Source organism: Novosphingobium sp. (genome assembly GCF_049240505.1).
Lineage (GTDB): Bacteria > Pseudomonadota > Alphaproteobacteria > Sphingomonadales > Sphingomonadaceae > Novosphingobium.
Genome location: NZ_JBMLSM010000126.1, coordinates 1 through 21,621 on the forward strand (window position 1 = coordinate 1; position 21,621 = coordinate 21,621).

Consider the following 21,621-nt stretch of genomic DNA (forward strand, 5'->3'; position numbering starts at 1 on the left):
GCCGCGTTCGGATCACGCGCGCGCAGGGCGTCGAGAATGGCGGTATGCTCTTCAACCACCGGCTTCACGTGCGCATGGCGTGCCTTTTCGTGCAGCAAGGCCGCCTCTGGCGAAGTCGCGCGCAAGTCCCACAGATGCTCAACCGCGTTGTAGACTGCAACATTGCGCGTGGCCCGCGCGATGGCGAGGTGGAATTCCCGGTCGGCGCTTTCCGTGCCATTGGGATCCTGATTTTCCTCAACGATGCGCTGCACCAGCACTTCGATCTCGGCAACATCGGCGTCGGTCACCTGCGTTGCGGCAAGCGCGGCAGCTTCCCCTTCGAACAGCAGGCGCGCCTCGGTCAGTTCGAACGCGGTCACGTTGAAGCCCGGCCTGTCCTCTTCACCCGGCAGGCGCTTGACATAGGCGCCCGATCCGATGCGCACTTCGACCAGCCCCTGCACTTCCAGCGCGATGATCGCCTCGCGCACGGTCGGGCGGCTCACATCATAGCGGATCGCCAGATCGCGTTCGGCCGGAAGCCGCGTGCCCACCGGATACCGTCCTTGCGCCAGTTCATCCAGCAGCGAGCGGGCGAGATCCTGATAGAGCCGGTCATTTGATTTGACGTTTGCCATTGCGCCCTTCTGGTAATACCAATTTTCTAAACTTGACAGACCGAAATTGGTCCGTCAATCGGTATTACCACATTCGAACCACTTAGCGCGAGTTCCGATTCCATGAAAATCACTGCCGCCCGCGTCATCGTCACCTGTCCGGGGCGCAACTTCGTGACGCTGAAGATCGAAACCGATCAGGGCGTCTACGGTATCGGCGACGCCACACTGAACGGGCGTGAGCTTTCGGTCGTTGCCTACTTGCAGGAACACGTTGTGCCCTGCCTGATCGGCATGGACCCGCGCCGTATCGAGGATATCTGGCAGTATCTCTATCGCGGTGCCTACTGGCGGCGCGGCCCGGTGACGATGCGCGCAATCGCCGCAGTCGACATGGCGCTGTGGGATATCAAGGCCAAGATGGCCGGAATGCCGCTCTACCAGCTGCTCGGAGGGCGCAGCCGCGATGGCGTGATGGTCTATGGCCATGCCAACGGTTCGGACATTGCCGAAACGGTCGAGGCTGTCGGCCACTACATCGACATGGGTTACAAGGCGATCCGCGCGCAGACCGGCGTGCCCGGTGTGAAGGACGCCTATGGCGTCGGTCGCGGCAAACTCTACTACGAACCCGCCGACGCAGCCCTTCCCTCCGTCACCGGGTGGGACACGCGCAAGGCACTGAACTATGTGCCAAAATTGTTCGAGGAACTGCGCAAGACCTACGGGTTCGACCATCACCTGCTCCATGATGGCCACCACCGCTACACCCCGCAGGAAGCAGCCAATCTGGGCAAGATGCTCGAACCCTATCAGCTTTTCTGGCTGGAAGACTGCACCCCTGCCGAAAATCAGGAAGCGTTCAAGCTGGTCCGCCAGCACACCGTCACGCCGCTGGCCGTGGGCGAGATCTTCAACACGATCTGGGACGCCAAGGATCTGATCCAGAACCAGTTGATCGACTATATCCGCGCCACGGTGGTCGGCGCGGGCGGCCTCACGCATCTGCGCCGCATTGCCGATCTCGCCAGCCTCTATCAGGTCCGCACCGGGTGCCACGGCGCGACCGATCTGTCGCCCGTCACGATGGGCTGCGCCCTCCATTTCGATACCTGGGTGCCGAACTTCGGCATTCAGGAATACATGCGCCACACGGAAGAGACCGACGCCGTGTTCCCGCATGACTACTGGTTCGACAAAGGCGAACTCTTCGTTGGCGAAACTCCCGGCCACGGCGTCGATATCGATGAAAAGCTGGCCGCAAAATATCCCTACAAACCCGCCTACCTGCCGGTTGCCCGGCTGGAGGACGGCACAATGTGGAATTGGTGAGAAGATGCGAAAAACACTGCTTTGCGCAACCGCGCTGGTTGCCCTGACCGGCGCTGCCCCTGCCCCATCGCCTGCCCTGCAACTGGGTAAACTCGAAAAGATCGGCACTGTCGATCCGCGCTATCAGGCCTACAATGTCGAAATGGTGGAAGTCACCGGGGGCCGCTTCTGGGCACCCTATGGCGGCCCTGCGGACGAGCGCTATCGCCAGCGCCCGCCGATCGACCTGACCGATCCGAAACTCGTCGCGCTGGCAAAGGCGCTTGGCCCCAGCCTGCTGCGCGTCAGCGGCACGTGGGCCAACAACACCTATCTTGAGGCTGAGGGCGAAAACCTCTCCGCCCCGCCCGCAGGGTTCGTGCAGGTGCTCAAGCGCGATCAGTGGAAGAACGTCGTCGCGTTCTCCAAGGCGGTGGACGCCCCCATCGTCACCAGCTTTGCCGTCAGCAATGGCACCCGCGGGGCCGACGGTGTGTGGACGCCCGTTCAGGCCCAGCGCCTGCTCGATCTCACGCGCGATGCAGGCGGCAAGATCTACGCCGCCGAATTCTTCAACGAAGCCAACATGCCCAGCGCCGCACCGCAAATGCCCAAGGGCTACACCGCCGCAAACTATGGCGCTGAATTCCGCATTTTCCGCGATTGGGCGCGCAAGGCCGCACCGGATATGAAAATCCTCGGCGTCGGCGGTGTGGGCGAAGCCGGCCTGCTCAAAGACGTGCCGGTGCCCGCGGAAATGGGCGCGCATGTCAGCACGGATGACATGATGAAGGCCAACCCGAACAGCGTGGACGCGGTGTCCTACCACTTCTACGGCACCGTTTCGCAGCGATGCGCCGGGCTGGGTATCGGAACGGCGGTAAAGTCCGATGCGCTGACCGCGCAGTGGCTCGACCTGACCGTCCGCGACTATGCCTATTATGCAGCGCTGCGCAACAAGTACGAACCGGGCAAGCCGATGTGGAACACCGAAACGGCGCAGGCTGCCTGCGGTGGCAGCCCTTGGGCGTCCACGTTCCTCGATACGTTCCGCTACCTTAACCAGAACGCCGCGCTGGCCCAAAAGGGACTGAAGGTGGTCATGCACAACACGCTGGCTGCCAGCGATTATGCCCTGATCGACCGCGATACGCTGACCCCGCGCCCGAACTATTGGGCGGCAGTGCTGTGGCACCGGACGATGGGACAGACCGTGCTGGCATCGCCCCGCTCACCCTCCCCGGCCCTGCGGCTCTATGCCCATTGCCTTGCGGGCAAGCCTGGCGGCGTTGCAGTCATGGCGCTGAACACCGGCGAGGCGGCACAGCGCGTCAACCTTGGCGGCAAGGGCCTTGGCTGGACGATGACCGGCCAACCGCTCGATACCCGCAATGTGCTGGTCAATGGCAAGGCACCGGCGCTTTCAGCCGATCTCAAGCTGACGGGGCTTGATGGCGTGGGTGTCAACGGCAGTGCAACCCTGCCGGGCCAGTCGGTAGCATTCTTTGCCATTCCGGGCGCCGCCAATCCGGCCTGTCGTTAAGTGCGCGTCATTTTTGTTGGTGAAGCCATGCTGGAGCTGTCGCAAGACGGCTCCAGCAATGGTGCTGGCAGTTGGCGTCTTGCCTATGGCGGCGATACGCTGAACACCGCGATCCACCTCGCACGCACCGGGGCGGATGTGGCCTATTTAACCGCGCTGGGCACCGATCCGTTCAGCGCCGATCTCAAAGCGCGCTGGGCGGCAGAAGGTCTGGATACCAGCCTCGTCCTGCCCGATCCCGCTCGAAATCCCGGCCTCTACGCGATCACCTGCGACGATGCTGGCGAGCGCAGCTTCACCTATTGGCGCGGCGAAAGCGCGGCGCGGCATCTGTTCGATGGCAAAGGCATCGATGCAGCGCTGAAACGCGCGCGCCAAGCGGATCTGCTGGCTTTTTCGCTGGTGTCGCTGGCGATCCTGCCCGAAAGCGGCAGGCAGGCTCTGCTATCGCTGGCGCGGAAAGTGCGCGAAAATGGCGGGCAGGTTGCCTTCGACGGCAACTACCGCCCGCGCCTCTGGCCGGATCAGTCCACCGCCCGCAGCGCGCGCGATGCCGCCATTGCATTGGCAAACATCGGCCTGCCAACGCTTGAAGACGAAACCATACTTTCGGGCGAAAGCGATGCAGAATCCGTCGCCGCGCACTGGCAAGCGCTGGGCTGCGCTGAAACCGTGGTGAAACTTGGCGCCGAAGGCTGCCGCCTGCCAGATGGGCAGATCATCAGCCCTGAACGCGTTCTGTCTCCGATCGACACCAGCGGCGCGGGCGATGCCTTCAATGCCGGTTACCTTGCCGCGCGCCTGCGGGGCGAAGCGCCAGCGCAGGCCGCAACCGGCGGCCATGCGCTGGCTGGCTGGACCATCATGCGTCGCGGTGCGATCCCTTCTCGGGACTCCTGAGAAGGGACCACAATACCGCCGCTGCCAGCAGGTCCAATCCCGCCAGCGCCACGAACAGCGGGTTGTAGCCGAACACGTCCGCGCTCTGCCCGATCAGCAGCGTGAACAGCATTCCGCCGACCCATGCCGATGTTCCCGCCATGCCGCTGGCGGTGCCCACGGTCCGGGCATCGAACACGTCGGCGCAAAGGGTGATCAACGCACCATTGAGCAGCTGGTGCGCAAAGCCGCCGATGCAGAACAGCACAATCGCCATTTCCGGCGAAGTCGCCAGCCCGATGCAGGCCGGCCCTACCATGCACAACGCGCCCAGCGTCATCGTGATCTTGCGCGATGACAGCAGTGACTTGCCTTTGGCCATCAACCAAGGCGGCAGCAGCCCGGCAGCAAGACTGCCGAAATCGGCGGCAAGGAATGGCAGCCAAGCCCACAGCGCGATGGATTTGAGATCGAGCTTCCACACCGCCACAAGATAGAGCGGGATGAAGAAATTGAATGTCTGCCACGCCGGTTCAGCAAGGAAACGTGGCACGGCAATCGCCCAGAATGACCGGCTGCGCAGCACGTCCGCCTTGGTCGCGGGCTTGGTCGCATCGGGCTGGCTCATCGCCGCGATGGCATCACGTTCAGCCTGCGACAGGCGCGGATGAACCGTAGGATCGCGATAGCCCAGCCACCACATCCCAGCCCAGACAAGGCTCAGCGCGCCGGTGACGATGAATGCCGCCTGCCAGTTCCACGCCAGGATGCAGAAGGCCACCAATGGCGGCGCGATCATGTTGCCCACGCTTGTGCCCATCTGGAACAGGCTGGTGGCCAGCGGGCGCTCCTTCGCCGGGAACCACTGCGCCACCGTCTTGGTGCCCGCAGGGATCGCCGCAGCCTCGGTCGCCCCCAGCATGGCGCGGAAGGCGGCAAGGCTCATCCATCCGGTGGCAAAGGCGTGGGCCATGTTGCTCAACGCCCAACCCACCGCAAAAACGAAGAACCCCACCCGCGTGCCCAGCGCGTCCAGCACCGCACCCGCCACGGTCTGCATCACCGTGTAGCTGGCCTGAAAGGCAAGGACGACCCAGCTATACTGCTCTGTCGTCATGGAAAATTCGGTCTTGAGCGTGGGCGCCGCGACCGACAGCGTGGAACGCGCAAGGTAGTTGAGGATCGTTCCGAGTGTGATCAGCGCGATGATCCACCAGCGCAGCGGGAGCTTCTTGAGCATTGTTTCTATCCGTCGCGTTCGGGTGTCAGCGCAGCTTTTCGATCTCGATCATCGAAACACGCGCATCGCCGGTGCCCGCCACGAAATCGAGCGAGAGGCCGCCTTTCGCCTTGATCGTGAAAGCCTTGGCCTCGGCCACCGCTCCAGTTGCAGGAATTGCGGGCTGGAAACCGCGCAGCAGCGTGTTCTTGCCCTGCCTTACGTCAAACGCGCCAACCTTCTGGTTAGCAGCAGTCGCAAACCACATCGTCACACGATACCGTCCATCGGCCACCGGAACGCGGTAGGAGAATGTGCCGTGGCGATAGGTTGCCAGCGCATCACGCTCCTGCGTGTTCGCAATCTCGGCAGGCTTGGCTGGCTTGCCATAATCGGCAGGCGTATCAAGCGAGGCAACGCTGCCGCCTTCAAACCAGTTGTCCGATCCCAGAACCCGATTGTTGCCCTTGCCCGCCACCAGCGTGCCGGTATCGATCACCATATGGCGGCGCGTTTCAGGCGATAGCATCCATTCCGCCTTGTCTTCGACCTGCCCGCCCGAATGCACGCCCCGCGCAACCAGCGCGTTGGTGCCTTCATCCAGCGCAACCGCGCTCCACACGCACACCTTCTGCGGGCAATCGCTCTTGCTACCCAGCGACCGGCCATTGAGCAGCAATTCCGTGCTCTGCGCGTTGCTGTAAACCTTCACGTCCGTGATCGGATAGGCGCGGTTGGCATAGCGTTTGCCGGTGATATGGACCATCGGGGCCGGGTTCCAGTTCGCCTTGTAGAAATAGTAGGCGTCCTTTCGGGTCTTGTGATCGTAGGCGACCAGGCCCTTGGTGTTGATATCCTGCGCATCGCCTTCATTGCGGATCGTGGTGGCGAAATCGAAAGAGTTCCACAGCCACGTTGCATAGAGCCAGGGCCGCGCATCGATCTGCTCCAGCGCGGTTTCGTGGATGTGGCTTTCGTATTCCTCTGGCTGCGCAAATCCGCGTGAATCCGCCGGGCCGCCAGCCACGTTGTCGGTATGGATCGTCAACGCACCGCCCGCGCCATATTCGGTCACCGCAAGCGGCTGTTCGGGCCGCGCAGCGCGCAGACCGTCCAGATGTGGCCCCAGATCGCCCGGCTTGCCGAAATACCACCCGAAATAGCGATTGGCCCCGCCCAGATTGGCGGCGACGGCTGTTGTCGGGATCGATACGTCGGACGCAAAAAGCCTGCCTTCGCAGCAGGTTGCAAGGGCCGTAGGTCGCGAAGGGTCAAGCTGCTTTGCCAGCCCGTTCAGCTCGCCCAGCAGCGGCAGCGGATCGGGGACTTTCCCGTCTTTGTTGCCGGTGAGGAAAATCGGAAAGGAATTGCCGAAGTCCACCTCGTTGGCGATGCTCCAGATCGCGGTGGCGGCGTGGTTCTGGTTCTGGCGGACCAGTTCCTCAAGTTGCTGGCGCACATTGGCGACAAGCGCCGGGTCAGCATCAAGTTTCCCGCCCAGCGTCCACGCCGAAACCAGCGGAATCTCGTCCCACAGGACGATCCCGGTGCGGTCGGCAATGTCGTGGATGTCCTGCCCGTGCTGGTAGTGCGTAAGGCGGATGGAGTTGGCCCCCATCTCGCGGATCGTGGCGACATCTTCTTCCACATTGGCGCGCGAGATCGCCCACCCCTTCCCATCGCGGTCCTGATGGTAACCTACACCGTTCAGGCGATAGGGCTGGCCGTTGAGCAGGAAACCCTTGTTCGGATCGAACGCCATCGTGCGGATGCCGAACGGTTGGCGCAGGGTATCGGTGGCCCGGCCCTTTTCGTCCAGAATTTCCACCATAAGATCATAGAGATAGGGATCCGCGGTGCCCTGCCACAAATGCGGTTCTGTCACGTTCAACCGGGTCACCAGCTCGGTTTTCTGAACTGCACCTAGAGCCGCCTGAAGTGTCGCAACCGCCGTCTGACGGCCTTCGCGGTCGACCAGAGACACCCTGACCACGGCCTTGGCAGCGCGGGCACCATCGTTGGCAAGACGCACCGCGATGTCGACCGAGGCCTCTTGCGGATTGGCGCTGATAGTCGTCGCCCGCACCCCGGAACCGCCATGATCTGCCATGTCGATATGCAGCGGCGCCGTGGTGACAAGCCGCACCGGGCGATAGAGGCCGCCGTGGACGAAAAAGTCCCCCGTCAGCGGCAGAATATCGGCGGTCGGACCTTCCGCCTTGGGCTGGGTATTATCCACCCGGACAACCAGCACGTTCTCGCCCCGCGCAAGCATCGCAGCCGTTGCATCAAGGCGGAAGCGGGAGAAGCCGCCGCGATGTTCGCCCAGATATTTGCCGTTGAGCCAAACTTTGGCGGTGCGGCTTGCGGCATCGAATTCCAGCCATTGCCGCTGGCCTGCACCGGTTGCGGGCGTGGCGAAGCGGAGGCGATACCAGCCGATGCCCTGACGCTTCTTCACGGTAGCTGGCGTGTTGGTTCCGCCAAGATCGTGGCGATAATATCCGACGCGGTTCCAGGTGTGCGGGACTGCAACCGCTTCCCACGTCGCGTCCGAAAATTCCGGCGCGACCGCATCGGGCGCGTCACCATCGAAGAAACGCCAGCCCGAATCGAGTTGCGTGACCGTCCGCGCATCCTGCGCAGCGACGGGCGATGTCACCACAGCAAGCGCCAAAAGCGAGGTTTGGCGAAACAGTTTGCCGATGGACATTGCACTCTCCCTATTCATTTGGCCCGCACATCAGGATTGGCCTTACCGATATTTAGACGCCAAATCCGCGGTTTTGCAAGGACATTTGCGCCAAACAGCGCCTCCTCCATGCTCTTTATCGGCCGATGCGGGCAGAAACTCGTGCAAAGATTGGCTTGACAACGCGATCATTAGACGCAATTCGGCCTGACCAACGATCTTAGCCAAATTCCAAATGGGAGGGAATCATGACGGCTTACAGACTGCTTATGTCGGCAACCGCGATCGCAATGGTGCCTGCAATGGCCTATGCACAAGACGCTGGTCAGACCGATTCAGGTCTCGCTGAAATCATCGTCACTGCGCAGAAGCGCGAGCAGAACATGCAGGACGTGCCCGTGGCCGTCACGGCACTGAGCGGCGAGACGCTGACGAACCGTGGCGTGGCCTCGGTTGCCGATCTTCCCCGCCTCGCCCCCAGCCTTACGCTGACGCAGGGCAACGTGCCCACCAACAACTCGCTGAACCTGCGCGGTATCGGCACGATCGCGTTCAGCACCGCGATTGAACCTTCAGTGGCCGTGGTCGTCGATGACGTCGCCCTGCTGCAGCAGGCACAGGCCTTCTCCGGCCTTAGCGACATTGCGCGTATCGAAGTGCTGCGCGGGCCGCAGGGCACGCTGTTCGGCAAGAACGCTTCGGCAGGCGCGGTCAACATCGTTTCGCAGGGCGCATCTGACACGTTCACCGGAGCGGTCACCGGCACGGCGACGACCGATGACGAATATCGCGTCGATGCTTCGCTTGCCGGGCCGCTTGGCGAAGGCGCAGGGTTCCGCATCAACGCTTTCTACGGCGATCGCAAGGGCTACATCCGCAACCTGCAGGATGGATCACGCCTCAACAACGACAAGAGCTATGGCTTCCGTGGCCGACTGGAACTGAAGCCGACCGAAACGCTCAAGATCGACCTGATCGCCAGCCACTCGGTCAGCGAAAGCGATGGCTTTGCCCGCACGTTCCGCACGGTGCCAGCAGGTGCCGCGATTTTCGGCACGCCGCTTGCGCCAAGCTTGGTCGGCATCACGCCGGGCCAAGACAACTATTCGGTGCGCCTTGACCATCCGCTGTACAACAAGAGCAAGCAGACCACGGCATCGGGCCGCGCCACGCTGGATCTGGGCTTCGCCGATCTGATTTCGGTCACCAGCTATCAAGACTGGCGCTTCCAGTTCGAGGAAGACTTCGACTACACGATTTCCAATGTGCTGGGCATTCCGGGCGGCATCGTGGCGGGCAGCACCTATCACGCCACCCAGTTCGCACAGGAACTACGCCTCGTCTCCTCAGGCAAGAGCGATTTCACCTATGTGATTGGCCTGTTCTATGCCGACGGCAAGACCGACCGTGACTTTGCGCGCGGCCCTTCGGGACCGGTCGTGGCCAACTGGGCATCGACCAGCACCACTCAGAGCTACGCCGCATTCGGACAGGCCACCTATAACCTGTCGGACACGACGCACATCGATGCCGGCGTGCGGTTCAACCACGAAAAGATCGGTGCGACCTTCCTCAACCGCGCGCCAACCGCAACCCCGCCTGCCAACAACGCCACTTGCCTGACCGCCTGCGTCGGCAAGGGCAAGGACAGCGTGGTAACGTGGAAGACCGCGCTGCGGCAGGATCTTTCCGACACGGTGATGGCCTATGCTTCGTTTGCGCGCGGCTACAAGGGTCAGGGCTTCGATATCAGCACCGGCTTCACGCCTTTCCGCGCGGCGAACCCGGTCCGCCCGGAAACTTCGGATGCCTATGAAGCTGGTATCAAGTCGCGCTTCCTCGACAACAAGGTGCAGCTCAACATCGCGGCATTCTGGAGCAACTTCCGCGATTTTCAGGCGCAATCAGGCATTCTGCTGCCCGACAATACCGTGCTGCTGACGCTCAACAACGTTGGTAAGGTGCGCACCCGTGGTTTCGAAGTCGAACTCTCGGCCAAGCCCACGGCGGCCCTGACGCTCGACACCGCGATGAGCTTTACCGACACGCGCATCATGGAATTTGCAGGCGCACAGTGCTACACCGGCCAGACCACCGGCTGCGTCGATCTGGATGGCGCTGGTCCCTCCACCGTCAGAGGGCAGGATCTTGCTGGCAAGCGGCTGCCCAATGCCCCCCGCTTCAAGTTCAACGCTGGGTTCAATTATGACATCTTCCTGCCGTCGGCCCCGTTCGACGCTTTCGTGCAGGCCGATGTCGCATACCAGAGCAAGGTCAACTTCGATCTTCTGGGCAACCCTGTAACGGTGCAGAATGGCTATGCGGTCGTCAACGGCAGCATCGGCATCGACCAGAACGATCGCGGCGGAATGCGCGTGGCGCTGTTCGTGAATAACCTGTTCGACAAGCGCTATGCCTCAAACGTCGGTATCGCATCGGGCGGTTCGGCGGGCCTGCTGAGCCAAGCGCTTGACCGCAAGTCGCGTCGCTATTTCGGCATCAGGGCGCGTTACGAGTTCTGACGCCAATGCACGGATAAAATGAAAGGCCGCAGGAATGGCTTACAAGCCACTCCTGCGGCCTTTGCCGTTCTTCGCCGCAGCCTATCAGAGCCTGATCCGAAACTCCGGCGGCGGAGGGTTGGCGAGGGATTTTTTGTGCTGATAAGGAGTGATCGCCGCCGCGATGCGGGGACATCGTGGCAAGATCGCAACGAAATCAGCGCGAGAAAGACCCGCCAGACCGACCCGCAGGAGTTTCGGATCAGGCTCTCAGATATCCAATAGTCGCAGCGCTTGTCCCACAAGCTGCTCAGCCAGTTCTCCAGATTGCGGCTCGGGCTGCGGGGTGCGGATCATCGCCCGGTTCGATTGCAGCGCAAAGCCGAAGACCGCACACCAAACCGTTGCCATGCGAATGCCGCGCTCCCGATCGGACAAATGCGGCGCAGCCTCGTGCACGATACCATGCAGCCTGCGAAACCCGATATCCTGCGCCTGCTGGATTTCCGGCGCGATGCTTTCGCGCACCAGTTCGCTTTCATACATCAGCGCGAAAATGCGCCGGTGGTCGGATGCGAATTTCAGGAAGTTCAGAAACAGGCCACGCAGTTTTTCAGCAGGCGGGCTATCTTCCAGACCAGCCAGCGATTCATCGAACATCGATTGATAGCCATCAAGCGCCACAGCAAGCAGCAATGACCGGCGATCCGGGAAATGATGATATGGCGCGGCTGAACTGACGCCGATTTCATCCGCCAGCCGCCGCATCGACAACGCTTCATATCCTTCGCGCATGACAAAGGCTTTTGCTGCATCCAGCAGTTCCTGCCGCAGATCCTCCCGGTGGGAAGGCCTTCCGCGCTTTTCCCTGGTCTGTCTTTCTGTGGTCAGCTGCTCAATCGCCATAGCGTCCATGTGCGGGGATTTTCACCGTTCCGCAAGCCTTCCCCCCATCAAAACAAGCACCGCTTATTTTCTGCCTTGCCCGCTTAATGATCATCGCTTAAATGAGCGGCATTAAGCAGCGATAAATAGATTCGCTGGCAAGGGAGGATTCCTTCGTGACAGGCTTTCGGTATGGCGTTTCGCTGTACAGCTACACCGATGACTTCGGCACCGTGATGACGCTCGACGATGCGTTCGATCACATTGCGGATACGGGTTCGACCGGCATCGAGATTCTGGGTGAGACGAGCGTGCCGCTCTATCCCGAGCCGCCCACGGCTTGGCTGGATCACTGGTTCGCGCAGCTTGACCGTTACAAGCTTGAGCCGACCAACTTTGCCTGCTGGGTGGACACCCGCATCCAGATCGACCGCAACATGAGCGTCGAGGAAGGCGCAGCGCAGATCGCGCAGGATTTGCGCCTTGCGCATCGACTGGGGTTCAGGTTCATTCGCCCCAAATTTGGCGTGATCGATCACGACCTGACGCCGGACCCGATCTGGGAAGGCGCGGTAGAGCGCAATCTCGATCTGGCGCACCAGCTTGATCTGGTGATCCTGCCCGAAATACATTCCCCCACCCCGATCCGCCATCCGGTGACCGATGCCTATGTGCGGTTCATCGAACGTACCGGCACGAAGAACTTCGGCCTGATGATCGACACCGGCATTTTTCAGGATCGCCCGATCGATCATTGGGGCGGTGGCATTACCGACGAGATAAAGAAAGGCGCGCTGAGCTTCCTCAACGGCATCAACACGCCGGTCGAGCATCTGGAAGACGTCATCCAGTATGTGCCCTTCATCCAGGCCAAGTTCCACCACATCGACGAAACGCTGCACGATCACCAGATCCCGTGGGATCGGATCGTGCCGATGCTCAAGAAGCTTGGCTACACCGGCTACCTTTCCAGCGAATACGAAGGCGAGCGTTCACCCTGGGTGGCGATCGAACAGGTGCGCCGCCAGCACGCGCTGATCCGCACGCTCGAAGAAGAATATGACGCTGCCCACGCGGAGACGACGAATGCTTGAGCGCACGCATATCCAGAGCACCGGTTTCCGCAATGCTGGCCCTGAAGGCGCGCGCACCGGCTTTGAAGTCCGCATCCGGCAGGCGAACTATCGTTCGTCGCGGCTCAGCCTGATCGAGGGCGTGGACATCACTGTCGATGGCGTACTCTATCCCGCAGAGCAGAACCTGTTCCGCCTTGGCGACAGGGAATACACGCAGGCTGAGCTGAACGAAGCAACACAGACCCGGCTTTATGTGGGCGATCATTTTACCGTGATCGTGCCCAAGCAAGGCGGGTTGACGCGCGGCGTGCATCTGGTGGGCAGCGCGATCCGCTATCGCCACCCCTATTTCCCGCCCGAATTCCAGCCCGCCATCGTTCGCAACGAACGCCACGCGACGATCATCCTGCCCTGACGGCCAGAACCTGAAGAGCAAGACGCCGGACGCGCGGACCGGCGGGGCAGAATCACGTCCGCAGCATTGGTTTGCAAGGGAGGATAATCCATGAACACAACCACGAAGACCCGGCTGATCCGGTCGGTTTCGCTCGCAGCCGTTACGCTGCTTTCTTCGGTGCCAGCGATGGCGCAGTCTGCCGATGAACAGGCCGCACAGGCCAACGCGCCCGGCGAAATCATCGTCACCGCGCAGCGTCGCAGCGAACGTTTGCAGGACGTGCCGGTGAGCGTGACCGCCGTCACCTCTGAATCGCTGCGCACGCTTGGCGTCAGCAACCTCAGCCAACTGAACCAGGCAGCCCCCAGCCTTCAGGTCAGCGGCGAAAACAACTTCACCATCCGTGGCGTGGGCACGCTTGCTTTCCAGCAGTCGCTGGAATCGAGCGTTGCGATCCAGCAGGACGAAGTGAATCTGGTCAACCCGATCCTCAGCGGCGCTGTCGGTGCATTTTATGACGTTGCCCGCGTCGAAGTGCTCAGCGGCCCGCAAGGTATGCTGTTCGGCAAGAACGCATCTGCAGGCCTGCTCAACATCGTCACGCGGCGCCCCGAAATCGGTGTGATCGGTGGCGAAGTACAAGTCGAAGGCGTCGTGCGCCCCACCGCGGCGACCGACGGCCTTGGCGTTACCGCACAGGCCACGCTGAACGTACCGGTGTCGGAAAACTCCGCGTTGCGCATCAATTCAGTCTATTCTTCGAACGATCCGGTCGTGAAGTTTGTGGGTAACGGCAAGGGCGACTTTGGCCAGACCCAGTGGGGCGTGCGCGCCAAGTACCTCGCCAATCTCAGCGAAGGCCTCTCGCTTTACGTGATCGGCGACTACAACCGGGAAAAGGGCGTCGCGACGTACTTTGACAGCACTTATCGCAATCTTGCAGCCACAGCCTCGGTCAACGCGCTGAACGCGGCGATGGGCGTCACGCCCAATAGTGACAACCTGCTGTTCGGCGGCAACGGCGATTACTATCGCAACGTAAAGCGCGGCGGCGTGCAGGCCACCCTCGCCTATGAACTGCCCTCGGGCATCGAGATCAGCAACACGATCGCATGGAAGGCCGCGCGGCGCGAACAGAACGCCGATACTGACCGGACCAACGCGAACGGCGCCGACATCAACTACTCGGACACGCGGTTCAGCCAGATCACCAACGAACTGCGCATTGCCCTACCCGCCGCCGATCGGCTGACCGGGCAAGTCGGCCTGTTCTTCTATCGCGGCAAGACCGATGTGGAAGCGCAGCTCGCGGGCAACAACCTGTTCCCGTCATTCCTGCTGCCCAACTTCCCGTTCTGCGTCGGCGCAACCGTGCTCGGCGCCCCGCCGGCAGCCTGTCCTGCGCGCAACAGCTACTTCCTTGGTCAGGATCGCGAATATTCGCTGGTCAGCAAGAGCTATGCCGCATTCGGCCAGTTCACCTATGAAGTGGTGGACGACCTGAAGCTGATCGCCGGTGCCCGTGTCACGCACGATGCGCTCGACATCGACGCAATCCAGAACCAGGATCGCTATTTCGTGACGCTTGGCGGGCCGGGCCGCGCCTTTGCCGCAAAGACAAAGAACACCGATTTCAGCTACAAGCTGGGCTTCCAGTACAACTTCGAACGCGATGTGATGGTCTATGCCACCTATTCGCGTGGCTACAAGGGACCGGGCTTTGCCGATCTCCTGCCCGCCAGCGTGACCTCGCCCGTGGTACAACCGGAAATCAACCGCAACATCGAAGCCGGTCTCAAATCCACATGGATGGACGGCAAGTTGCTGTTCAACATCACCGGCTTCTATTCGAAGTTCAAGAACCTGCAGGTCTCCTCGTTCAACGCTGCTGCGGGCGCCAACTTCGTGCAGAATGCGGCTTCGGCCACCAGCCAGGGCATCGAACTGCTAACCGTTGTTCGTCCGGCACCTGGCCTCTCGCTGACAGGATCGGCAACGCTGCTGGATTCGAAGTTCAACGATTTCCCCGGTGCCGAATGCTACCCCGGGCAGACGACCACAGGCTGCCCCGCCGGCTTCAACGCAGGCGGATTGCAAACGCCGGTTTCGCCCAAACTCGTGGCCAACGGGCAGATCAAGTATGAATGGGCGCTCGGCAGTTCGATCGATGCTTTCGTTGAAGGCAACATCACGCACCGCTCCTCGCAATGGTTCACGATCAACCAGACCCCGGGCACATATCTCGGCGCGTATCAGCTGCTGGGCGGAAGCTTTGGAATCAGCAGCAAGAATGGCTGGCGCGCATCGCTGTTCTGCCGCAACTGCACCGACGAACGCATCCCGACGGGTCTGAGCATAGACCCCGCCGAATCCGTCGCAGGCCGCATAGGCATCGCCCAACTCTTCGGTTTCAACTCGGTCCGCCAGATCGGCGTCACCTTCGGCTTCGATTTCTGATCGAACCCAACTGAACGGGCGGCTGACAACAGCCGCCCGTTTTGCTTTGCGCACAGGCAGAGCGCCTGTAAGCCGCTCACGACTTATGGCAGCCGACGACACAGGGCCTGACCAGCGGCCAAATCAACAAAGATATGAAGTTTTGCCTTCAGCGATGAAGGAAATGGTGCCGCTTAGGTGATTCGAACACCTGACCCCATCATTACGAATGATGTGCTCTACCGACTGAGCTAAAGCGGCCTACCCTGTGGGCAGGGGCGGCGTTTAGCCAGCCGGGGCGAGCTAGGCAAGGCTTTTTGCACAAGGTGCAACATCATTTGTCGAGGCTTGCGCTCCAGTCGCGGATGGCGGCGGTCATGGCCGCACCGATGCGGGCCAGATCGTCTTCACCGATGGTCAGCGGCGGGGTGGTGTAGAGGATATCGCGGAAGGGGCGCAGCCAGACGCCGCGTTCGATGCAGGCGGCTGAAAGGCGGTCTGCGGGGGCTGAACGATCAAGTTGCACCACGCCGATCGCCCCTCTCGTCCGCACGTCGCGCACGCCCGGCAGCCCGCGCAAGGGGGCCAGCATGTTCTCCAGCGCCCTGCCGATGGCCCGTGCCTGCGCTAGTCTCGGCTCGCTCTCGAACAGGTCGAGCGAAGCGTTGGCGGCGGCGCAGCCCAGCGCGTTGCCCATATAAGTCGGGCCGTGCATCAGTGCGCGCAGTGGATCGTCGGACAGGAAACCATCGTGGATGCGCGTGCTGGCAATCGTGGCCGCAAGCGGCAGTGTGCCACCGGTCAACGCTTTCGATAGAGTCACGATGTCAGGCTGCACCCCGGCGATCTGGCAGGCGAACATCGCATCGCCCAGCCGCCCCAGCCCCACGAATATCTCGTCGAAGATCAGCAGCAGATCGTGTTCATCGGCCAGACGGCGCAGGGCCTGCAGCGTGAATGGATCGTGGAACACCATCCCGCCCGCACCCTGCACCAGCGGCTCCACCAGGATGCCCGCCAGCTCACCACGATGGCGCGCAAGCAATTCGCCCAGCGCCGCCTCCTGCGCCGCATCGCGCGGCAGATCGACCACGACCTGTTCGAGCAGCGCGCCCTTGAACAGGCTGTGCATCCCCTCGTCCGGGTCGCACACGCTCATCGTGGCGAAGGTATCCCCATGATAGCCGCCCCGGAAGCACAGGAACTTTACCCGCCGCTGCCCCCGATTGAGCCAGAACTGCGCGGCCATCTTCATCGCCACTTCAACCGCGACCGATCCCGAATCGCTGAAGAACACATGGTTGAGATCGCCCGGCAGCAGCCCTGCCAGACGCCGTGCGAGAACATAGGCCTGTTCATGCGCCAGCCCGCCCAGCATGACGTGGGGCAGCGTCTCCAGCTGCCTGCGCACCGCAGCTTCGATGTGCGGATGACGATAGCCGTGGACGGTGGCCCACCAGCTTGAAATCCCGTCAACCAGTTCGCGCCCGTCCGCCAGCCGTAGCCGCACGCCCTCGGCCGATGCGACCGGCAACGGCGGCCGCACAGTCTGCATCTGGGTATAGGGCAGCCACACGTGGCCTCGCCCTTGGGTGAACCAATCGGGAAGTGCGCTCATCCCCCTGCACTGACCTGCATGGCCGTGCGGATCAAGCCCCGTGTCGCCCGCGAAAAGACCATTGCCCTGCGCCGTCCCACGGCCCGCCGCGATAATGGTGCAGCGCAAGGCCCGTGAAACTGAAGTCACGTGGCACAAATCCGGCCGCCAGTTCGCCTTGCAGCACGCGCGCCTGCGCCCGCGTAACCTTGTTCTGAACGGTGATGTGCAGGCGCGGCTTGCTCTGGTCCTGCGCGCTCAACATCCCGTGGAAGTGATCGGCAATCTGCGCTCTCAGATCGAGCATGTCAGGACTGGCAATACGCAGCGCGGTGCCACCACCAAGGTCCATCACGGCATCGATCCGCGCCGCCACCGGAGCCGTGCCGCCTGCCAGCGTGGCAAGCATCGACCGCGCTTCTTCAAGCACCATCGGCGGCAGCGCGTGAAACAGCGTGACATGCGCTTTAAGGAAATTCCGGTCAGGCAGAAAATGCGCCGCCCGCAAGTGATCGGCCCATGCCTGCACATCGCCGGGTAAAGTGGCGGTCACAATAAGCGGCGCGGGCGGAAAAGATGCAGCCATCCGCACGTCCTGCCATGACGCCCCATATTGTTCAAACTGCATGGAAGGGCGGAGGAGGGAACACTCGGCAAAACCGCAAATATTCGCAAGTGCGAACGGCTCGGTACAGCCGGAATGTTCCCCGGATTCTGGGCAGAGCAGAAACTCTGTCCCGGTGCCTCCGTAGAAAACCTTAGGCAGCATCCGTTAAGAATGGAAGAACTTCTCTACCATTACGGACAAGATTATTGCAGTTGCTCACAGATCGCCGCGCGCCTTGCGCAAAGCGAACCATTTGGCAACATTGGCATTATGCTGTTCAAGTGTATCAGCGAATACATGACCGCCAGTGCCGTCGGCGACCATGAAAAGTGCTTCCGTTTCGGCAGGATTCAGGACGGCGGCAATTGAATCACGCCCCGGATTGGTAATCGGCCCTTTCGGCAGGCCGACCATCGTATAAGTGTTGTATCCGTTCACCGCCTGAATTTCCGATTGGCGGATGCGACGGCCCAGCGGCTTTCCCTTGGTGATCGGGTAGATGATCGTCGGGTCCGCCTGCAACAACATGCCCTTGCGCACGCGATTGGAATAAAGCCCCGCCACCATGCGGCGCTCTTCGGGCTTGCCGGTTTCCTTCTCCACGATCGAGGCGAGGATAAGCGCTTCCTGCGGCGTCTTGGCCACGGTGCGGGGTGAACGCTTGGCCCATAGTTCGGCCAGGGTCTTGTCCATCGCCGCCTGCATCCGCTTCAGCACGGCGGCGCGCGGTTCGCCCTTCTGCCAGTCATAGCTGTCGGGCAGAACGGTGCCTTCACCCGGTGCAGAAACCGGACCGGTCAGATCCTTGTTGGCCATCAACCGTTCGGCCACCATAATCGAAGGCATTCCTTCGGGAATGGCAATCAGGCGGCGGATAACCTTGTCACCCTTCAGGATCTCGAGGATCGTTGCCTCGCTCGCACCCTTGGGAATCAGGAAGGAACCTTCCTTGACCTCGGTCCCGCCACCCAGAAACCGGGCGCGCAGTTTGAACAGAGTGGCCGAACTGATCGCCCCCTGCGCTTCCAGATCGTCGGCCAGGGCGCTCAGGCCTTCGCCCTGCCCAACGTCGAACTCAATCTGCTTTTCCAGCGGGCCGCTGGCCACCCAGCCCCCGGCCATCCAGCCGAAGACGCCCACCACCAAAAGCACCACCGCGACCAGCGGCAGCTTCGAACTACGGCGGCGGGCCATCGCTTGCGTTCCTTAGTCTTCCAGCGCCTTGACGATCACGCTGGCGTTGGTGCCACCAAACCCGAACGAATTGTTCAGCGCAGCGCGCACCTTGCGCGGTTTGGCAACGTGCGGCACCAGATCAACGCCTTCGGTGCCTTCGTCGGGGTTGTGCAGGTTCAGCGTCGGCGGCACGATCTGATCGCGGATCGCCAGAATGCAGAAGATCGCTTCGACCGCACCCGCACCACCCAGCAGGTGGCCGATGGCAGATTTGGTGCTGCTCATCGATGCGCCCGAAAGATCATCGCCCAGCACGCGCTTCACCGCTGCCAGTTCGATGGTATCGGCCATCGTCGAGGTGCCATGCGCGTTGACATAATCGATGTCGCCCGCGGTCATCCCGGCCTTCTTCAGCGCCATGCGCATCGCAAGTTCAGCGCCCTTGCCTTCAGGGTGCGGTGCGGTGACGTGATAGGCATCGCCGGACAGGCCATAGCCGACGACTTCGGCATAGATCTTTGCGCCGCGCGCCTTGGCGTGTTCGTACTCTTCCAACACCACCACGCCAGCGCCTTCGCCCATCACGAAGCCGTCGCGGTCCTTGTCATAGGGGCGGCTCGCTTCGGTCGGGCGGTCGTTGTAGCTGCAGTTCAGTGCACGGGCCTGGGCAAAGCCTGCCACGCCCAGCGGGTTGATCGTGCTTTCCGCACCGCCCGCCAGCATCACGTCGGCATCGCCGTCCTTGATCATGCGCGCTGCATCGCCGATCGAGTGCGCACCGGTGGAGCAGGCCGTCACAACCGCGTGGTTCGGCCCCATCAGGCCGTACTTGATCGATACCTGGCCCGAGATCAGGTTGATCAGGCGGCCATGCACGAAGTGCGGCGAAACGCGGCCCGGCCCCTTTTCGTGCAGGACAATCGATTCGCTTTCGATCCCCGGCAAGCCGCCGATGCCCGATCCGATCGAGCAACCCGTGCGCGTCTTCAGATCGTCGTCCATATCGACAAGCCCGGCGTCTTCCAGCGCCTGTCCGGCGGCATCGATGCCGAAGACGATGAATGGATCGACCTGGCGCTGAATCTTGTGGTCCACACGCTTGCCGGCATCAAAGCCGAACTCATGGTCGGCAGGCTTCACCTCGCAGGCGATCTTGCACTTCTGGTCGCTTACGTCGAACTTGGTGATTGGGCCTGCGCCGCTTTTCCCGGCGAGCAGGTTCTTCCACACGGTTTCCACGTCCGCGCCCAGCGGGGTGACGAGGCCAAGTCCGGTTACGACGACACGACGCATTGAATTCTCCGGGAAATATGCAAACAGGCCCAGCCCCTGAAGAAGGGCTGAGCCTGCCGAAGTTCTCCCCTGCCCGGCGCTTCCCCTAAGGGTCCGGCACCAGGCAGCCCATCGACAAGCTCAGGGCAAAGGGGGGAAGTGGGCGATCAGCCCTTGTTTTCGTCGATGTACTTGATCGCGTCCTGCACGGTCGAGATCTTCTCGGCCGCATCGTCGGGGATCTCGACACCGAACTCTTCTTCGAAAGCCATCACCAGCTCAACGATGTCGAGCGAGTCTGCGCCCAGATCGTCGATGAAGCTGGCTTCTTCGGTGACCTTGTCAGCCTCGACGCCGAGGTGCTCGACAACGATCTTCTTAACGCGGTCGGCGGTATCGCTCATGAAATGCCCCTTCGAAGGAAAGCGTTGGAATTCTTGTTTCGGGTTTCGCCCTAATGAACGCGGGCCACGCTGGCAAGAGGCGCGCTGTGGATCACCCCAACACGCGCCCGCCTTGCCTCACCCCTTGGTCTGCTCGACCACACGGATATTCAATTCGCGCAACTGTTTCAACGCCGCCGGAGACGGTGCCCCCATCAGCAGGTCTTCAGCGCGCTGGTTCATCGGGAACAGCGTGATCTCGCGCAGGTTCTGCGCGCCGCAGATCAGCATGACCACGCGGTCCACGCCTGCTGCCATGCCACCGTGCGGCGGTGCGCCATACTGGAACGCGCGATAAAGACCGCCGAAGCGCTCTTCCACGTCTTCCTTGCTCAGGCCCACTATCTCGAACGCCTTGACCATCGTTTCGGGCGACTGGTTGCGGATCGAACCCGAAGCGATTTCAAAGCCGTTGCATACCAGATCGTACTGGAAGGCGTTGATCGTCAGCGGATCCTGGTTGCACAGCGCGTCCATCCCGCCCTGCGGCATCGAGAACGGGTTGTGGCTGAATTCGACCTTCTTGTTGTCCTCGTCCCATTCATAGAACGGGAAGTCGACGATCCAGCACAGTTCGAACCGGTCCTTGTCGATCAGGCCAAGCTGATCGGCCACGCGCGTGCGCGCCGCACCCGCCAGCTTTGCGGCCTGTTCGGCCTTGCCAGCGGCAAAGAAGCAGCCATCGTCAGGCCCAAGGCCGAGCTTGTCGAACAGCACCGCCATCTTGTCGGCGCCGTGGTTCTTGGCAATCGGCCCGCCGAACTCGCCACCCTTGCGCGTCACATAACCAAGACCTGCGTGGCCTTCGGCGCGCGCCCAGTCGTTCATTTCGTCGAAGAACTTGCGGCTCTTGTCGGCCGTGCCCGGTGCCGGGATCAGGCGAACCACGCCGCCGGTGCCCACGATCTTCTCGAACAGGCCAAAGCCTGATTGCGTGAACTCGTCCGACACGTCCGAAATGATGATCGGGTTGCGCAGGTCCGGCTTG

General features: G+C 61.9%; 17 protein-coding genes and 1 tRNA gene. 7 read left to right on the forward strand and 11 right to left on the reverse strand.

Going from position 1 to position 21,621, the window contains the following annotated elements:
• A partial coding sequence (locus tag ACOVQ0_RS10890; protein ID WP_421884193.1) for a FadR/GntR family transcriptional regulator occupies positions 1–620 on the reverse strand: 620 nt, incomplete at its 3' end.
• 102 nt (positions 621–722) lie between these two features.
• On the opposite strand from ACOVQ0_RS10890, the gene manD reads away from it, so the two are divergent.
• The 3 genes from manD to ACOVQ0_RS10905 are packed head-to-tail and all read left to right on the forward strand — an operon-like array spanning position 723 to position 4,353.
• Positions 723–1,931: a mannonate dehydratase gene (gene manD / locus ACOVQ0_RS10895; RefSeq protein ID WP_421884196.1), complete on the forward strand. Its 1,209-nt coding sequence runs from the start codon at positions 723–725 to the stop codon at positions 1,929–1,931.
• 4 nt (positions 1,932–1,935) lie between these two features.
• The gene (locus tag ACOVQ0_RS10900; RefSeq protein ID WP_421884199.1) at positions 1,936–3,453 is read left to right on the forward strand and encodes a hypothetical protein; all 1,518 of its coding nucleotides are present in this window, start codon (positions 1,936–1,938) and stop codon (positions 3,451–3,453) included.
• A 27-nt stretch (positions 3,454–3,480) separates the two neighbouring features.
• Positions 3,481–4,353 (forward strand): sugar kinase, encoded by an 873-nt coding sequence (locus ACOVQ0_RS10905; RefSeq protein ID WP_421884234.1) that lies wholly within the window; start codon positions 3,481–3,483, stop codon positions 4,351–4,353.
• Here ACOVQ0_RS10905 and ACOVQ0_RS10910 read toward each other — a convergent pair.
• Positions 4,316–5,572 carry an MFS transporter gene (locus ACOVQ0_RS10910; RefSeq protein ID WP_421884202.1) on the reverse strand — a complete coding sequence of 419 codons (1,257 nt, stop codon included), beginning with the start codon at positions 5,570–5,572 and terminating at the stop codon, positions 4,316–4,318. The two genes, ACOVQ0_RS10905 and ACOVQ0_RS10910, sit on opposite strands and share 38 nt — an antisense overlap.
• Positions 5,573–5,597: 25 nt before the next feature.
• On the reverse strand, positions 5,598–8,264 hold the full coding sequence (locus ACOVQ0_RS10915) for a glycoside hydrolase family 2 TIM barrel-domain containing protein (RefSeq protein ID WP_421884205.1): 2,667 nt from the start codon (positions 8,262–8,264) through the stop codon (positions 5,598–5,600).
• A 227-nt stretch (positions 8,265–8,491) separates the two neighbouring features.
• Here ACOVQ0_RS10915 and ACOVQ0_RS10920 point away from each other — a divergent pair, with 227 nt between their 5' ends.
• Positions 8,492–10,765 (forward strand): TonB-dependent receptor, encoded by a 2,274-nt coding sequence (locus tag ACOVQ0_RS10920; RefSeq protein ID WP_421884207.1) that lies wholly within the window; start codon positions 8,492–8,494, stop codon positions 10,763–10,765.
• Positions 10,766–11,014: 249 nt separating this feature from the next.
• Here the strand turns inward: ACOVQ0_RS10920 and ACOVQ0_RS10925 are convergent, their stop codons facing one another.
• Entirely contained in the window at positions 11,015–11,650 is a 636-nt protein-coding gene (locus ACOVQ0_RS10925; protein WP_421884209.1) for a TetR/AcrR family transcriptional regulator, read from the reverse strand.
• 155 nt (positions 11,651–11,805) lie between these two features.
• Here ACOVQ0_RS10925 and ACOVQ0_RS10930 point away from each other — a divergent pair, with 155 nt between their 5' ends.
• The 3 genes from ACOVQ0_RS10930 to ACOVQ0_RS10940 all read left to right on the forward strand — a co-directional run bounded on the left by ACOVQ0_RS10930 (position 11,806) and on the right by ACOVQ0_RS10940 (position 15,559).
• Positions 11,806–12,723: a sugar phosphate isomerase/epimerase family protein gene (locus tag ACOVQ0_RS10930; RefSeq protein ID WP_421884211.1), complete on the forward strand. Its 918-nt coding sequence runs from the start codon at positions 11,806–11,808 to the stop codon at positions 12,721–12,723.
• Complete coding sequence (locus tag ACOVQ0_RS10935; protein WP_421884213.1) at positions 12,716–13,120, forward strand: C-glycoside deglycosidase beta subunit domain-containing protein; 405 nt, start codon at positions 12,716–12,718, stop codon at positions 13,118–13,120. Before ACOVQ0_RS10930 ends, ACOVQ0_RS10935 begins: the two co-directional genes overlap by 8 nt.
• Positions 13,121–13,210: 90 nt before the next feature.
• Positions 13,211–15,559: a TonB-dependent receptor gene (locus ACOVQ0_RS10940; RefSeq protein ID WP_421884216.1), complete on the forward strand. Its 2,349-nt coding sequence runs from the start codon at positions 13,211–13,213 to the stop codon at positions 15,557–15,559.
• 164 nt (positions 15,560–15,723) lie between these two features.
• On the opposite strand, the gene ACOVQ0_RS10945 is transcribed toward ACOVQ0_RS10940, so the two are convergent.
• The 7 genes from ACOVQ0_RS10945 to ACOVQ0_RS10975 all read right to left on the reverse strand — a co-directional run.
• Positions 15,724–15,799: transfer RNA gene (locus tag ACOVQ0_RS10945), tRNA-Thr, on the reverse strand.
• A gap of 73 nt (positions 15,800–15,872) precedes the next feature.
• A complete protein-coding gene (locus tag ACOVQ0_RS10950) occupies positions 15,873–17,156 on the reverse strand; it encodes an adenosylmethionine--8-amino-7-oxononanoate transaminase (protein WP_421884219.1) in 1,284 nt (427 codons plus the stop codon).
• A 31-nt stretch (positions 17,157–17,187) separates the two neighbouring features.
• Entirely contained in the window at positions 17,188–17,721 is a 534-nt protein-coding gene (locus tag ACOVQ0_RS10955) for a 2'-5' RNA ligase family protein (protein WP_421884222.1), read from the reverse strand.
• Between the two features lie 237 nt (positions 17,722–17,958).
• Entirely contained in the window at positions 17,959–18,936 is a 978-nt protein-coding gene (gene mltG / locus ACOVQ0_RS10960; RefSeq protein WP_421884225.1) for an endolytic transglycosylase MltG, read from the reverse strand.
• A gap of 12 nt (positions 18,937–18,948) precedes the next feature.
• Entirely contained in the window at positions 18,949–20,211 is a 1,263-nt protein-coding gene (fabF, locus tag ACOVQ0_RS10965) for a beta-ketoacyl-ACP synthase II (RefSeq protein ID WP_421884228.1), read from the reverse strand.
• Between the two features lie 146 nt (positions 20,212–20,357).
• Positions 20,358–20,594, reverse strand: coding sequence for an acyl carrier protein (locus tag ACOVQ0_RS10970; RefSeq protein WP_168853306.1), 237 nt, complete (start codon positions 20,592–20,594; stop codon positions 20,358–20,360).
• Positions 20,595–20,711: 117 nt separating this feature from the next.
• A partial coding sequence (locus ACOVQ0_RS10975; protein WP_421884231.1) for an amino acid--tRNA ligase-related protein occupies positions 20,712–21,621 on the reverse strand: 910 nt, incomplete at its 5' end.